The sequence below is a fragment of the Porphyromonas bennonis DSM 23058 = JCM 16335 genome (assembly GCF_000375645.1).
Lineage (GTDB): Bacteria > Bacteroidota > Bacteroidia > Bacteroidales > Porphyromonadaceae > Porphyromonas_A > Porphyromonas_A bennonis.
The window spans coordinates 1-15572 of record NZ_AQWR01000014.1 but is presented as its reverse complement, the minus strand read 5'-3'; the positions used below and the strand labels follow the sequence as shown (position 1 = coordinate 15572).

12 protein-coding genes are annotated in these 15572 nt (G+C 54.9%); 3 read left to right on the top strand and 9 right to left on the bottom strand.

The window, feature by feature from the left end:
• The 9 genes from B088_RS03930 to B088_RS03890 form a co-directional block, all read right to left on the bottom strand.
• Positions 1–813: a glycerophosphodiester phosphodiesterase gene (locus B088_RS03930; protein WP_018107107.1), complete on the bottom strand. Its 813-nt coding sequence runs from the start codon at positions 811–813 to the stop codon at positions 1–3.
• A gap of 43 nt (positions 814–856) precedes the next feature.
• Positions 857–1675 (bottom strand): twin-arginine translocase subunit TatC, encoded by an 819-nt coding sequence (gene tatC / locus B088_RS03925; RefSeq protein ID WP_018107106.1) that lies wholly within the window; start codon positions 1673–1675, stop codon positions 857–859.
• Positions 1650–1856, bottom strand: a complete 207-nt coding sequence (gene tatA, locus B088_RS03920) for a twin-arginine translocase TatA/TatE family subunit (protein WP_025081947.1) — start codon at positions 1854–1856, stop codon at positions 1650–1652. Before tatA ends, tatC begins: the two co-directional genes overlap by 26 nt.
• A 33-nt stretch (positions 1857–1889) precedes the next feature.
• A complete protein-coding gene (locus B088_RS03915; RefSeq protein ID WP_081605459.1) occupies positions 1890–4130 on the bottom strand; it encodes an alpha-N-acetylglucosaminidase in 2241 nt (746 codons plus the stop codon).
• A gap of 39 nt (positions 4131–4169) precedes the next feature.
• Entirely contained in the window at positions 4170–5786 is a 1617-nt protein-coding gene (locus B088_RS03910) for a phosphodiester glycosidase family protein (protein WP_018107103.1), read from the bottom strand.
• A 32-nt stretch (positions 5787–5818) separates the two neighbouring features.
• The gene (locus B088_RS03905) at positions 5819–7627 is read right to left on the bottom strand and encodes a DUF6259 domain-containing protein (protein WP_018107102.1); all 1809 of its coding nucleotides are present in this window, start codon (positions 7625–7627) and stop codon (positions 5819–5821) included.
• A gap of 599 nt (positions 7628–8226) precedes the next feature.
• Positions 8227–9012: a ribonuclease III family protein gene (locus B088_RS03900; RefSeq protein WP_018107101.1), complete on the bottom strand. Its 786-nt coding sequence runs from the start codon at positions 9010–9012 to the stop codon at positions 8227–8229.
• A gap of 6 nt (positions 9013–9018) precedes the next feature.
• Positions 9019–10272 carry a beta-ketoacyl-ACP synthase II gene (gene fabF, locus B088_RS03895; protein ID WP_025081944.1) on the bottom strand — a complete coding sequence of 418 codons (1254 nt, stop codon included), beginning with the start codon at positions 10270–10272 and terminating at the stop codon, positions 9019–9021.
• Positions 10273–10472: 200 nt separating this feature from the next.
• Positions 10473–10721, bottom strand: a complete 249-nt coding sequence (locus B088_RS03890; RefSeq protein ID WP_018107099.1) for an acyl carrier protein — start codon at positions 10719–10721, stop codon at positions 10473–10475.
• 148 nt (positions 10722–10869) lie between these two features.
• Between B088_RS03890 and purN the strand changes: the two genes are divergently transcribed.
• From purN to B088_RS03870, 3 genes are all read left to right on the top strand, one after another.
• Positions 10870–11469: a phosphoribosylglycinamide formyltransferase gene (gene purN / locus B088_RS03885; RefSeq protein ID WP_025081943.1), complete on the top strand. Its 600-nt coding sequence runs from the start codon at positions 10870–10872 to the stop codon at positions 11467–11469.
• A 394-nt stretch (positions 11470–11863) separates the two neighbouring features.
• Complete coding sequence (locus B088_RS03875; protein WP_025081941.1) at positions 11864–13156, top strand: ATP-binding protein; 1293 nt, start codon at positions 11864–11866, stop codon at positions 13154–13156.
• A gap of 471 nt (positions 13157–13627) precedes the next feature.
• Positions 13628–15572, top strand: a 1945-nt coding sequence (locus tag B088_RS03870; protein ID WP_018107094.1) for an aminomethyl-transferring glycine dehydrogenase, incomplete at its 3' end; no start/stop codon positions are given.

Here is a 15572-nt window from a genome sequence, read left to right as displayed (position 1 = left end):
TTACATGATCGGCTTGCTGATGTCTCTCGGGACTATCTTTAGGAGGTCGAAGACATCCATGGCGGGCATGACGTTGTCTGTCGTCATGAAGTCAAACCCTCTGGGAATGATGAAGTACTGCATCGTGGCAGGCTCATTGACTGTCCAAGCGCCTATGGACATACCGAGCGATCGGGCCTCATCAAACCACTCCGGATGCTTCCAGAAGACGGAGTAATTGTAGTCTACTCCCCTCATCCCCATAGCATATAGCTCCTTGGGACTATAGTCAGCTCTTAGGTGCATTACGAGTGACTCGGGAGAGGACTTGACGAGTTGCTTACAGATCTCGATACTGAAGGAGATAAAGGCTGTCCGCTCCAGTAGCCCGTGCGCCTTGACCATAGCAAGAGCTTGCTCTGCAAGATAGCGCTCTGAGCCTGGGTCTTCCTGAGTCTTTAGCTCTAAGAAAAGCTTTAGGTCGGGGTACGAGCTCAAGGCCTCCAGGAACTCATCCAGCGTAGGGATCTGCTCCTTGCTGCGGAGACGTACGTTATCTCTGAGCTGAGACCAGTCGGTCTTGTCGATACGATAACCACCGATATCAGGGTCATGTGAGAGTATAAGGACGCTGTCCCTCGTCAGCTGCACATCGATCTCTAGGCCATAGATGCCCCTGGTATCGTAGGCTCGATGGAGCGACTCGATGGAGTTTTGGGCACTTCCCCGGACATTCCATAACCCACGATGGGCAATTATGGCTGTCTGTGACATGAGCGGGAAGTGTGCAAGAAATGCCAGAAGTAGGCAAAGAGTAAGCTTTCGATAGTTCATAGATATTTACTTGATGTTATCAGCAGTTGTGCCACTTAGTTTATCAGTCGGAGAGGGACGACTTTGCGACTCCGGGTTTCTCCACTCTGACCATCAGGAGAGACAGCTCGTAGAGCAGATAGAGCGGGACGAAGACGACCGTCATCGTGAGCGGATCGCCACTGGGGGTGATGACGGCAGCAAGGATAAGCAGGACAACTACAGCGTACTGCCTACCTCGCTTGAGAGTGTCGACATTGAGGACACCTACAGTAGCAAGTAACTTCACCACCAGAGGGAGTAGGAAGATGATGCCCATCGCTGAGATGAGTGTGAAGAAGTTGCTCATATAGGACTCCAGAGACAATTGATTAGCAATGAGGTCACTTAGATTGTAAAACACAAGAAAGTGCAATGTCAGTGGAAATACCAAGAAGTAACCCACTAAGACACCCAGGTAAAATAGGATCGGCATCCCCAAGAGGACATGTCTCAGGGCAATGGCCTCTCCCCGATAGAGTCCGGGACGTACAAAATACCAGACCTCTATCAAGACAGGAGGTACGAGGACGATCAGAGCGATGGCAATGGCAACTCTGATATGGAGGAAGAACTGCGTCCCTAGCTTGATATTGACAAGCTCTATCGGGAAGCTCCCCGTGCGGAAGCTCTCCCCGGGACTGAGCCGCTCAATACAGCGATAAGTAACAAAGTCCGCCCTGCAGGGGCCAAGGATCACTGAGTCAAATATACTGGGGACAAGGACAAAGGCAACTGAAAAAGCAACCAGGAAGTAGATAAACACCCTGATAAGTACGCCTCTCAGGACCTCTGCATTATCCCAGAAATCGGGCTCCTCACTCCTCCTCCTTGGATGAGTCATCGTCCTTGGGGTCTGTCAGATCCTCATTGAGCCCATCCTTGAAGCTCTTGATCCCTTTCCCGAAAGAGTGCATCAGCTCAGGAATCCTCTTTGCACCAAAAAGGATCAGGATAACGACTAAGATAACTAACAGCTCGCCCATACCGACTCTTGGCAGAAATAGTAGTGGTAAGTAATTCATAAGCCCATTGATAATTTGAGCTCCTGATGATCCCTATCGGGACTCACCGGAGGGAAAGTATTTACTTATAAGAAGTGACACATAACGATCTATGGGCATAGATGGCCTGACCTCTGCGATCTCCCCCGTAGATTGTCTCCACTGATCCTCAAAGGCGATCATCTCTGTCCTAAACTGCTCCTCATCGAGCGGGATACCCTCCCTGAGAGAGCTCTCCACCGACTCGATAAATCGCTTCCATCGGGGAGCATAATAGTCTGTGACCAGCCCGGCATAGGCTCTATTGGCATAGTCTGTTAGCTGACGACCCGGCTGCCCCCATACAGTGAGGATGCTGCGTGCATTTCGCTCGTAGTAGTCAGCCTCTGCCTCACTGTGTGAGCCATAGTCCCTCGCATCTCGGAGCCACTTACCGAGCGTAAAGTAGGGCTCATACGTGAGGAGAGAGGCGTAGTCGTCCATAAGCTCCTTCATCTGCTGTCCTACAGCTGATACTTGGTCGAGATCCTTATCCTCGTATGCCTTAGTAAGGACATCTCTCAGCTCCATAAACCGATTACCCAAGAGCTGGCGACCTACATTGACGAGATCATAGGTAAGCTCCCTGTGGTGAGACTCGGCAGAGGTGTAGCCCTGCAAGAGTAGCTGCCACGCCCGTAGGAGATGATCGTTGTCATACTCATAGTCGGGCACTGTACACCAGCCCTGATAGCCATGCAGACAGGGACGTGCGTGGATCAGCACCGCCTGACCTCCTCTGCTAAAGTCACGGTAGACTGAGCTCTCGAGGATCTTCCAAGCCTCGTACACGTAATTATTCGCAGAGCTATTACCGCGCTTGTCCGCCCAGATCCTGATCCAGTCATCAGCTGTAGGTGCACTCGTCCAGGCTTGAGAGAGCACATACTCATACATGATCGGATTGGCATCCAGTCCCTCCAGAGTACAGCCTATACCCATAGGTGCCGATGAGGGTGTGGCCTGCGCAGCAGAGAGTTTCTCCCGCACATCGCGCATATTACCACAGAGCCAGCTGTTGCCGCCAAAGTTGCCGAGGTAGCACCACAAGTAGGGCTGACCGTAGAATGCCTCCGTCTCCCTCCAGACCTCGGCCTTATCGCAGTAATAGTCCAGCAGGTAGATGCTCCCCTGGGGGACGGCCTCTAAGAATGCCCGTATCCGCTCAGGAGTCCAGTGCTCCTTGTCGTAGTAAAAAAGCCAAGTCATCATAAGCCACTTAGCCTCACTGTCGACATCGGTTAGCGAGGTGTGGATTGCCCGTGAGACATCGGCAAGGAACTCCGGTGACCAGTCGGGAGAGTCCACCTCATTAAACGCATCTATGCCATAGATATGATCGGTGCCGAAGAGCTCAGTCTGCTTCTCGAGATAGAGGGTCTGGATCTTGCGGAAGAGTGGCGAAGCCGGAGAGAGGTAGTACGTCCCGTATTTCTCCTCAAATCCGCCCCACTCACCAAGTCGGAGCACCTCGGCATCGGGGTAGTGCTGGGCAAGCTCTTGGGGGACGTGACCTGCAAATGCCGGCAAGACAGGCGTCATCCCGAAGGACCGCTCACGCTCGAGGATCTTCTTCTGCAGCTCCACCTGCTCATCCAGCCAAGAGTCAGGTAGCGGCCCCTCCCATCGATCGATATTATTCATCCGATGCCAGGGGAGATGGGCAGGACCGGTGAAGTAGCTCTTGACAGACTCCGGATCGAGACCGAGCTCCGTCCAGACGTCAAGCCACACCTTCTCTTGGCCGGTGATAGCCAGGGGCATGGTGACACCCTGTAGGGCCATCCAGTCGATCAGTCGCTCCCAGTCAGCCCACTTCCAGTAAGGCATACTGTAGCCAAAGGTGCAGTAGTTGAGGAAGAACCGCTCAGGGACAACTGCGGATCCCTCAAGGGGCCCCTTGGTATCGGGGAGACGACCGGGCAGCTCCACCTTATCATAAGCGTACGGGCTTACATAGGTATGACAGTACTCGCTGAGGTACCTATTGAGACCCACAGAGAGGGCAAGGGGATCACTTCCCTTGATAGTCACCTTACCTCTCTCAGCAACTACGCTGTATCGAGACGGCGAGTCCGATGAAGTCATGTCTCTATCAAGCACGAACTGAAAGGCTCCGCTCCTTTCCGGGAAAAGACGATCACACAGCCCGATCAGGGGAGCAATCGCTTCATCCGCCTCCTCGGAACCATCTCCGCAGGCAGTGATAAGAGGAAGGAGAAGGAGGATAAGTACTAAAGTGATCTTCTGTTTCATATCAGAGATAACAAATGGCAGGCGTCAAAGGCAGCCGAGTTATTTCTCAAAAAATCCGATGATCGACTTGATCGCACGAGTGTCACCGGTTGCAGCTACTATGTCCTTATGATTAACGATCTCGCCACTGACCCACATGTTGGTAGAGCCTCCGCCATCGAGGTTGAGAGCATCCTTACATCCCAGTCCCTTCATGATCTGTGCGAGCTCCACTAAGTCAGCTCCCTTGCTCTCAGGAATACGTCCATCGCAGACAAAGAGGACAATGCGACCATCCTCTCGCACGCCTACCGCTGTCCTATCCGGACGAATATCTGATCCGAAAATATCGTAGGGCATTAGCTCAAAATTGGCCAAGTAGTACTCATCACCCTCTCGGAATGCTGTGAAGTCTACAGGCACTCTTCCATCCTTAAGTACTACCGGTCCACCGGACAGTCCATAGTAGGGGACCCACTCTACAGGCTTGTCTACAATTTCAGGAAGATAAGAGTCGTATTTTGCCTCCCCCAGGAGGATAGGCATCGGGTGCTCATAGAGGTGCGGCTCACCGGCCTCTGATCCTCCCCAGTACACCCTGGCGTCTCCCTCCTTCGTCACGCCAAAGAATCCTCTCATCGCATGGTACATGACGTTGTACTCCGGATGCGTGGTCCTCAAGGAACCACGAAGGGGCTGGTTGACACCCTTCAGCCCATTGTGTCCATAAATACCGAGCGTAGTATTCATGTAGAAGTAGGAGCCGTTCACCAGTACAAGAGCCTTCGAGAGTTGCTTGGCCTGCTCCGTCAGCGAGGTATTGGTAGCGGGGTCATTGCGCTTAATGCGGCTTTTCTCCGGATTGCCCACAGCATACCAGGCGTTGAAGGGGCGTCCATTGAGTGTAGAGGTAGTGCTATACACCTCCACCTTGCCCTTAAGTCCGTCAGGGGTGATCTCTTTCCAGTCCAGCTTTATGGCGGCGGGCTGCTCCGGGAGAACAACCTTAGACGGCTCACTTACGTAGCGAGACTTATCACCAAGAGCGTAGGCTCTGACATAAATCTCTGTCGCATCCTTAGGTAGGCGAGTGATGGGTATCATCTGCATACAGCCCGACTTACCTCTCAAGTCAGCAGGAGCAGGGATATCCAGTATAGGCTCAGCTGACTCGTCAGGAGTACGTGTGACCATCAGCCCGAAGCTCTTACGCTCCCCTACAAACAGATTGACAGGCTCATACTCTACCCCTACCCCGGCATGGGAGGCATAGGTACGTATGATCCTGACGCCCTTGATTGCATCTGCCTTGATCACCTTGTAGAGCGAGGTGGCAGGATATGAGCGACTATCACCGCGCATAGCAGCGACAGCAAAGTAGTACGATGCATCAGGAGCAATCTCCTGATCCACCACGTAAGAGCGAGCATCGGCGGGCAGCTTAGCAAGTGCCACATACTGCTCAGTGCCGACAGGCTTGTAGCTGACCTCAAAGCCATCAACCGAGCTATTGGGATCACTCCAAGAGAGTATCACCCTACCGGTCTCCATCGACTGTGTGATGGAGAGATTCTCCGGCATGATTACATTTTCAGGCTGCGAGTCAGCTGACTTACTGCATCCCGCCACCGCAAGCAGGAGCAGCAGAGAATAGACGTGGATAGATAAGGGTTTCATAAGACAGATATAGTATGAGTTGATCGATTATTTCATTTTTCCTGACAGGGGACTTCATCTACCCAGGCGGAGAGTGGAGCGAGGGTTATCCTCTTCCCGGTGGGTAGCGTCAGCTTGTGAGACTGATCATCCCAGTTGACAAGCAGCAGATAGGGCTTCCCCTCGGCGGAGCGCCACTTGGCACCCAATACCGCTGGATGCTGACCATGACCGGGGACATCCATCAGGGGGACTTCGCCGGGAGACCACTCACCGAGAAGCTGCCCTCCGACAAGGATCGACCTGATCTTGGCACGGAATTGCTGCATACGCTTCAGGAAAAGGGCTTCCCGCTGTGCATCTGCAGCCACAATCCTTCCCGGCTGTATCCAGCCAAGCTGACTCCCCCAGAGGAGACTCTTGGCAGTGATAAACTTGAAGGATCCATTATTAATGGGCGATGCGATATAGCAATATCCTGTGTAGAGAGCTCTATCAGAGTAGACTATGGGGAAGAGAGGAATAGGCTTATTATCTCCACGCCTGTCGGTATTCACTATGAGCATCAGGTCAAAAAGGTCGATGTAACACTCAGCACACTCCTCTGTCGCAAGGATCTGTCCATCATTTATAGACCTCGCACGAGCAGCCTGATACATATCACGATACCCCTTAGCCCACCAGTTGCCACCACCGAGAGAGTGGTTATGGTCGGGATTATAGCAGAGATCAGGTGCCGCACAAGCCACTTGATCTATATATACCCCTGCTGTGGAGAGTCTCTTACTGATGCTATCGATCACATCACCCTGCACCCTCTGCCAGATCTCGGAGGAGGGACAAGAGACATTGTGAGGGACCTTCGAGTGATACACCTCTTCGTAGTAGGATCCGTCCCTCTTGACACAGAGCGCCCTATCACCATGATAGGTACGGAAAGCCTCCGACAATGGATCCCAGAGACGCCCATTAATATAGGGTACTACGTGAGCGCCCATATTGGATAACTCACGGAATTTTTCCTTGATCAGAGGCTTCGGAGGAAAGTAGTCAGGGTATCGCGTATCAAATGGGTAATGGTGCCAGTGGTACCAGTGTACGCCGACGTTATTTCCATACAGCGCCATAGCACGAAGCAAGTCACTATAGCTGTCCTCCTTCTGCTTCTGTATCCAAAGATCATTCTCCATCAGCCAGCGCGGGATCTCGCGCTCAGTGACTGCCTTTGCTCCCCACTCGGTCTGATAAGTAAAGGGTCGATACCAGTCAATCACCGTACTCTCCCACCCGGACTTGCGATAGCCAATAACACTTGACCATGGTAATCTCAGATCATCATTACGCCTCCAGTCCTCTGGGACAGGGACAGTAACGTACATCGATACTGACTGCTCATCTGCAACACTTCTGAAGTGCTTGAAGTGTCCCTCCGTGTCTCGTGTGGAGATAAAAGCAGTCCCGCTCGAGGAGGTTGCCATAAGGAATTGCATCGTCCCACTTCCGGATGGATAAGGGAGGTAGGCCTCAGTCCCCACCTTGATCGTCTTCGAGATGCCATACCCCACGGGCATAATCAGCTCCATACTATCCTCACGGGGAACCTTGAACTTCGGAAAGGTAATCTGGTCTATTTGTCGGACGATCGGACCGGTGATACGAAGGCTCCACTCAGGGAGGGGGTCACTATCTTTCTGTCTAACCTCCACCCTAATTGTGGATGTAACATCCCCCTGACTCACTTGCCAGGTCAGCTCGACGAGATCCTCCTCTATCAGGTGACCGCCTGCATACTCTATCTGGTTGTCTGGCAGATGACCATCTCTCAGCTGCAGATCCCAGGGGAGCGTCCTGTCAGATGTCACCAGAGAGGATCTATCCCGGGAGGATATAGTCAGCCCATATCTACCCTCTGGACTAAAGGACAGACTGACCTCGTCTCCTCTTAGCACCAGAGGGCTACGCTCCTGAGCAGAGAGAGGACTCGCAAGCCCCGACAATTGCAGCAGTAGTACAAGCAAGAGCGAGATGTGGCGTGGATGACTCTTATTCATTTTCATATCGGGTAGATGGCGCTGTGGTGTATAGATCGTGACGGACCAGAGCAATTCATATCAAAAACACGGTCTGCCTCAGTGCAAATCTACCAATTATTCATTCTCCAACAAGTATTTTGGCGACAAATCAATTAAAATACTTATCATTTCTACACTTGATAAACTTCGAGCTTATTATCACGCCTATTTCAAAACACCACGAGACAATAGCGAGGCTAAAAGTGAGAAATATTACTTTCTGAACTATTTCCGAGTAGTGCCACTGTCGGCATGGCATCGCACACTATTGATTATCAGCTGTGTACAAATTTGATTTAATCAATTCTATTACTGAAGAAGAGGTATGAGAGGAGGGCCGGCTCGCGGGATGCGGGTCGGCCCTCTCTGTATATGGGTTATGGGTATCGTCAGTGGGTGTCGAGGAGCTGGAGAGCAGTGCGCGCCGCCATCCGGTCGGCCGCTTTCTTGCTCGGTCCGCTGCCCTCAGAGAGAACCACACCATCCACTCCCACACGGAGAGCCACGTGATGCGTCACCTCGCCGGGCGCCCCCTCGGTCTCCCCGAGGTAGTCGAAGAGATAGGGCGTCCCCTCCTTCTGCATCCTGATGATAAAGGTCGACTTATAGTCCTCCTCCTGCCGCGAGACGCACTCCAGGTTTTTCCGCGAGATCACCACTTGCTTCTTGACGAAGTCGGCAGTCACCTCAAATCCCTTGTCGAGATAGAGCGCTCCGATAAAGGCCTCGAGGGCATTTCCCGGCACATCGCTGTGCTCGAGGTCGACCCCGGGAGAGACCCGGAGCATCCTGTCGATGCCCATGCTGCGAGCCAGCTTATTGATCTGCTTGCGGCTGACGAGGAAGGAGCGGATCTGTGTCAGTCCGCCCTGATCCTCATCCGGATAGAGCCGGTAAGCAGCAGCGGCGATCACCGCCCCGAGGAGGCTGTCACCGAGATACTCCAGCCGCTCATTTTGCTTACCGCCGTAGGTCCCGGCATAGGACGAGTGGGTGAGCGCCTGAGCGTAGATCTTCCAGTCGTCGGGCTTCTCCCCCGTCACCTCGAGCACAAAGCGCTCCACGCTCCTCCTGTACTCGTCCACCGGAGTCACCTTCCGCCGGGCTATCCTTCCCCGCCCCAGCGTCTGTATCCGCACTGACAGCCGATCGAGGAGGTGTCCTATCTGACTCATCCTAGCTTACTTCCACTTCCTGAGGATCACCGTACCATTGTGCCCTCCGAAGCCGAAGGTATTGGAGAGCGCATACTCTATGGGGCGCTCCTTAGCGGTATTGAAGGTAAAGTCGAGCCTCGGGTCAAAGTCCGGATCGACGTCATCCTCAGCGTGATTGATCGTCGGAGGAATGATCCCGTCCCTAAGGGCGAGGATCGACAGCACCGCCTCCACCGCGCCGGCTCCACCGAGGAGGTGACCGGTCATCGACTTGGTGGAGCTGATGCTCATCTCGCTCACGTGATCCCCGAAGAGGTCGACGATCGCGCGCGCCTCGCTGATATCCCCGATGGGGGTAGAGGTGCCGTGGACATTGATATAGTCTATCTTATCGGGCGTGATCCCCGCATCCTCCATCGCACGCGTCATCACGAGCCGTGCGCCGAGTCCCTCGGGATGAGAGGCGGTGATGTGGTAGGCATCAGCGCTCATGCCGACCCCGACGATCTCGGCGTATATCCGTGCCCCACGCGCCACGGCGTGCTCCATCTCCTCCAGCACCAGTATCGCCCCGCCCTCACCGAGGACGAAGCCGTCGCGGCTCTTGGAGAAAGGTCGCGAAGCGGTCTCCGGACTGTCGTTGCGCGTCGAGAGCGCCTGCAGGCTATTGAATCCCCCCACCCCGCTGACGCTGATAGCCGCTTCCGCTCCGCCGGCGAGGCAGACGGGCGTGCGACCGAGGCGGATGTTATCGACCGCAGAGATAATCGAGTGGGTCGAGGAGGCGCAGGCGGAGACGGTGCCGAAGTTTGGTCCCCGGAAGCCATACTCGATCGAGATCAGCCCGGCAGCCATGTCGCTGATCAGCTTCGGCACCATATAGGGGGAGAATTGCGGTCCCTTCTCCGCATCGTAGCCCAGGAGATTCTCCTCGAGCGAACTGATCCCTCCGATGCCGCTGCAGACCACCACACCGATCTCGTCCTTATCCTCCCGCTCCAGGTCGAGCTGTGAGTCCTCGATCGCCTCCTTTGCTGCGACGAGGGCAAAGTGGGTGTACCGGTCGCACTTCCTTGCCAGCTTACGATCCAGGAAGTCGGTCGCCCGGAAGTCCTTCACCTCGCAGGCAAAGTGAGTCTTGAAGTGCTCCGGGTCAAATAGGGTAATCGGACCGGCGCCGCTGCGACCCGCCTTGGCCGCTTCCCACGTCGATGGCACATCATTTCCCAGCGGCGTGACGGCGCCGATGCCGGTGACGACTACTCGTTTGAGCTCCATATTATGTCTGATATTTTGCGTAGTGAGGTCCATACGGACACCATTCATCATCTCGCACTCCCCCTGCGAGCAAAGGGGATGGGCCCGCAGCTACGGACACACCCCCTATGATCTGTCAGGCGGACAGAGAGCCGTACCATCAGAGGGACAGCCCTCACCGTGGTAGAGGCCTCTCGTGGAGAGGCTCCGGTGATCGATGATCAGCGATCCTTGACAGCCTCGAGGACGTGGTCCACAGCGTCACCGACGGTCTGGATCTTCTGTGCCTCGTCATCCTCGATCTTGATGTCAAACTCCTTCTCAAACTCCATGATCAGCTCCACGGTGTCGAGAGAGTCAGCGCCCAGGTCCAGGGTGAAGTTTGCCTCATCCTTTACCTCAGAGGCATCTACATTGAGCTTATCGATGATGATATCCTCTACCTTCTTTGCGACTTCGTCACGTGTCATATTGGTATCTCTTATTTAGTGATTAAGTATTGAAAAACCGTACCTTTGTCTCCTGAGGATGAGATAGGCGCACGGCACACCTCACCCTTAGACTATGCAAAGATACGTATTATTTGCACAAGCAAACAAGTTCGTGCATTTTCATACCATGACTAAGATAGCAATATTCGCTTCCGGCAACGGAACCAACATGGAGCAGATCGCCGAGTACCTCGCCGCACACCCGGAGACGGCGCTCTCCGTCGCCTGCGTGGTGATCAACCGCAGAGACGCCTACGTCCGTCACCGGGCGGAGCGGCTCGGGATCGAGGTAAAGTACTTCACCCGCGACGAGCTGGCAGATCCGGAGGTGCTGCTCCCCTACCTCCGAGAGCGAGGGGTGGAGGCGATCGTGCTGGCGGGATATATGGCACTCATACCGCACTTCCTCCTCAATGCCTATCCGGGGCTGATCCTCAATATCCACCCCGCCCTCCTGCCCAAGTACGGGGGCAAGGGGATGTACGGCATGCACGTCCATGAGGCGGTCCACGCCGCCGGCGAGCGAGAGACCGGCATCACGATCCACGAGATCGACGAGCAGTACGACCGAGGGAGGACGATCTTCCAGGCGCGGACCGAGATCAGCCCGGAGGAGACGCCCGACGAGATCGCCGCCAAGATCCACCTCCTCGAGCGGGACCACTACCCCCGCATCGTAGCCCGCTGGATCGAGTCGAAGCGCGAGGAGCACCTCCTCCACCGATAGCCAAGTCAGCCCTATCCCTCAGGGAGAAATCTATTACCGGTATTAGTCGACACTAATATCGGTAATAGTCTTCACTAATACCGGTAATAGATTTCCCCCTCCTCCAGACCCCTCCCAGCCGACCCATCGACCCATCCTACCCCGTCCGACCCCGTCCGACTTGTCCGACCCGTCCGACTTGTCCGACCCATCGCCCCCGTCCGACTTGTCCGACCCCGTCCGACCCGTCCGACCCATCCGACCCATCCGACCAGGTCTCCACAAAAGCATCGACCAGACCACCACAAAAGTATCGACCAATTCACCACAAAAGTATCGACTTTGTCGCCTAAACAACCCCTAAGTGAACCTGAATCACTACCTTTGTGACAGGAATATAGAGTTGTTTTACGCCATGGAGTATTATCATCGAGTAGCAGACGACTTACTAAGTGATCTATTGCAAGCATTTGGGGCGGTCCTTATAGAGGGACCCAAGTGGTGCGGTAAGACTACTACTGCCCTACAGCATGCGAGGAGTGTCGTCCGCCTTCAGGATCCTGATATGCGATCAGAGTACCTTGCGACCTTAGATGTGAAGCCATCTCTGCTACTCGCAGGGGACACCCCCAAGCTGATAGACGAGTGGCAGGATGCTCCCGTCCTATGGGACGCCGTGAGGGTAGCCGTCGATCAAAGAGGTCAAATGGGTCAATTTATACTGACAGGCTCCAATACCGTGGACAAGTCTCAGATACAACATTCCGGCACAGGAAGGATTGCCCGTATGACTATGTTACCGATGAGCCTGTGGGAGATGGGCTTATCCTCGGGAGAGATCTCGGTGACGAGACTTTTTGATGATCCTCAGTACAATATCGATGGCATAAAGTCCCCTATGTCCGTCCCCGATCTGATATTTGCTGCTTGCCACGGAGGATGGCCTGCTGTCCTAAATATTAAGTCTGATCGTGCCAAGCTACTTGTGGCTAAGAACTATGTCAACACGATCTGCGTCGATGACATATCAAGAATAGATGGCAAGAATAGGGACCCTAAAGTAGCTCAGCTGATCCTACGGTCTTACGCACGTAATATCTCTACCCTTGCGCGGAAGAATACGCTTCTTGCTGATATCACAGCCTCTGGAGATCAGGGGATCACTCCAGACACCTTCAACGACTATGAGAAAGCCCTTGAGAAGCTCTTCGTGATCCAAAACATTGAGGCGTGGTGCCCTGCAATCCGAAGCAAGTCTGCCATTAGGAGTTCGGTCAAGAGAGGCTTTGCAGATCCCTCTATCGCTGTGGCAATCCTCGGTCTATCTCCCGAGGCACTATCCACCCAGCTAAAAACTTTTGGCTTCCTATTCGAGCAGATGTGCATACGTGACCTCAGAGCCTACACTATAGATCTGAGTGGTCACGTATCCTACTATAGAGATAGGTATGGTCTCGAGGCGGACGTCGTCCTACACTTAGAGGATGGGAGGTATGCCCTCATTGAGTGCAAGCTGGGAAGCAATGAGATCGAGCAGGGTGCCAAGCACTTACTTGAGCTGAAGCATCTCATCCACATGGCCAATAAGAAGGAGACTCAGATGCCAATCCGGGAGCCGGACCTACTGATCCTCCTCACCGGCGGCGAAATGGCCTATACCCGACCAGACGGAGTCCGGGTGATTCCTCTCGGCTGCTTAGGGAGGTAATAGGTCTATCCAGGAGTCAGGAGAAAATCAGCTCCTTGTCAGTCAGGAAGTCAAAAAGCCCTATCGTGAGTATCCCCTGCTCATCTTCCTTGCGGTGAATATCATCGCCTGTCATTATGATCTTTCGGAAGTGATCATCGATGGAGATTAGCTCCTGAAGATATTGTTTCCTACCAAAAAACATTGTCTAGGGGGTATAATGTGCTACATGTTGCACTTCTTACCCTGTAATTATAGTAAGAATATTGGATGGATCGACCCGTCCGACCCCGTCCGACCCACCGACCCGTCCGACCCGTCCGACCCCGTCCGACCCCGTCCGACCCCGTCCGACTTGTCCGACCCGTCCGATAGAGCCTGCCTTCTTTTTCTTCTCTCAGGGAAAATGGCTACTTTTACACTGTCGGAGCTCGCCTCCGGCCCTTTTTTGCCACTAAAAATCATCTAATCAAATACTTACACTATCGATTCATGAATACAACTGACTTCAGCATCCGCGAGATCGGCGTCACCGACCCCGAGGAGAGGAAGAGGATGCTCGAGACCATCGGCGTCAAGAGCGTCGACGACCTCATCCACCATGTCATGCCGTCGGATATCCTGCTCGACAAGGAGCTGGACCTCCCCGAGCCGATGAGCGAGCGCGAGCTGATCGAGCACATCAATGAGCTGGGCGAGAAGAATCAGATCTTCTCCTCCTACATCGGCATGGGCTGGTACGACACCTGCACCCCCGCCGTCATCCAGCGGAATATCCTCGAGAATCCCGCCTGGTACACCTCCTACACGCCCTACCAGGCTGAGGTGTCGCAGGGCAGACTGGAGGCGCTCTTCAACTTCCAGACCGTCATCACCGAGCTTACCCGTCTCCCGCTGACCAATTGCTCCCTCCTCGATGAGGCGACCGCAGCTGCCGAGGCATGCGCCATGCTGCTGAATGTCCGCAAGCGCACTGAGCAGAAGACCCGGACCAAGATCTTCGTCTCCGACAACCTCTTCACCACCACCCGCCGCGTCATCGAGACCCGCGCATCGCAGTGGGACTGCGAGCTGGTCTACGGTTGCCCGGACGAGATCACCCTCGATGAGACCTTCGCCGGTGCCGTCGTCCAGTATACCAATGACAATGGTCAGGTGATCGAACTCAAGAGCTTCCTCGAGAAGGCAAAGAAAGCCGGCGTACGCGTCGCCGTCGCCGCAGACCTGATGTCCCTCGTGCTGATGACCCCTCCCGGCGAGCTGGGCGCCGACATTGTCTTCGGCTCCTCACAGCGCTTCGGTGTGCCGATGTACTACGGCGGTCCCTCCGCCGGCTACCTCGCTGCCACCGATGAGTACAAGCGCATCATCCCGGGACGCATCATCGGTGTGACCGTTGACCGTCTGGATCACAAGGCCTTCCGCCTCGCCCTCCAGACCCGCGAGCAGCACATCAAGCGCGAGCGCGCCACCTCCAATATCTGTACCGCTCAGGCACTCCTCGCCACCATCGCCGGTATGTATGCCGTCTACCACGGACCGGAGGGACTCAGGGACATCGCCGGACGCATCCACACCTACACCGTTGTCCTCGACCGTCAGCTCCGGAAGCTTGGCTACAAGCAGGCCAATACGCTCTACTTCGACACCCTCAAGATCGTCGACCTCTCCGAGGAGGAGGTGGCACGTATCCGTCGCATCGCCGAGGAGAGCGGCTGCAACTTCCGCTACTTCGCCGACGGCACTTCCATCGGTATCTCCCTCGATGAGACGACGGAGGTGAGCGACCTCGCTACCCTTTTCTACATCTTCACCGAGGCGAAGAAGCCCGACACTGAGATAGACGTGCCGGAGATCCCCGCAGAGTGGCTGCCGATGGACGAGAAAGTTCGTCGGGAGGGCGACTTCATGCAGCAGGAGGTCTTCAGCCTCTACCACACCGAGACCGAGCTGATGCGCTACTGCACCCGTCTCGGCCGGCGTGACCTCTCCCTTGCCGACTCGATGATCTCCCTCGGCTCCTGCACGATGAAGCTCAATCCTGCCGCCTCCCTCTTCATCCTCTCCAATGCCCACTTCTCCTGCATCCACCCCTACGCTCCCTCAGAGCAGGTGGAGGGCTACCTCGAGATGATCGACTGCCTCGGCAAGATGCTCTGCACGATCACCGGATTTGACGACATCTCATTTATGCCCAACTCCGGTGCCGCCGGTGAGTACGCCGGTCTCCGCACCATCCGCGAGTACTTCATCGACCACGGACAGGAGGACCGCAAGGTAATCCTCCTCCCCGAGTCTGCTCACGGCACCAACCCCGCCTCCACCTCCCTCGCCGGACTGGAGCCGGTGATCGTCAAGTCGACGGAGAGCGGCGTGATCGACGTAGAGGACTTCCGCACCAAGGCGGAGGAGAATAGGGACCGCCTCGCCGGCACCA

What these genes read in the sequence shown, in the direction of transcription:
- B088_RS03900 (WP_018107101.1), bottom strand. Translation starts at nt 9,012, where the DNA reads ATGAGTCAGATAGGACACCTCCTCGATCGGCTGTCAGTGCGGATACAG.
- tatA (WP_025081947.1), bottom strand. Translation starts at nt 1,856, where the DNA reads ATGAATTACTTACCACTACTATTTCTGCCAAGAGTCGGTATGGGCGAG.
- B088_RS03910 (WP_018107103.1), bottom strand. Translation starts at nt 5,786, where the DNA reads ATGAAACCCTTATCTATCCACGTCTATTCTCTGCTGCTCCTGCTTGCG.
- purN (WP_025081943.1), top strand. Translation starts at nt 10,870, where the DNA reads ATGACTAAGATAGCAATATTCGCTTCCGGCAACGGAACCAACATGGAG.
- tatC (WP_018107106.1), bottom strand. Translation starts at nt 1,675, where the DNA reads ATGACTCATCCAAGGAGGAGGAGTGAGGAGCCCGATTTCTGGGATAAT.
- B088_RS03875 (WP_025081941.1), top strand. Translation starts at nt 11,864, where the DNA reads ATGGAGTATTATCATCGAGTAGCAGACGACTTACTAAGTGATCTATTG.
- B088_RS03915 (WP_081605459.1), bottom strand. Translation starts at nt 4,130, where the DNA reads ATGAAACAGAAGATCACTTTAGTACTTATCCTCCTTCTCCTTCCTCTT.
- fabF (WP_025081944.1), bottom strand. Translation starts at nt 10,272, where the DNA reads ATGGAGCTCAAACGAGTAGTCGTCACCGGCATCGGCGCCGTCACGCCG.
- B088_RS03890 (WP_018107099.1), bottom strand. Translation starts at nt 10,721, where the DNA reads ATGACACGTGACGAAGTCGCAAAGAAGGTAGAGGATATCATCATCGAT.
- B088_RS03930 (WP_018107107.1), bottom strand. Translation starts at nt 813, where the DNA reads ATGAACTATCGAAAGCTTACTCTTTGCCTACTTCTGGCATTTCTTGCA.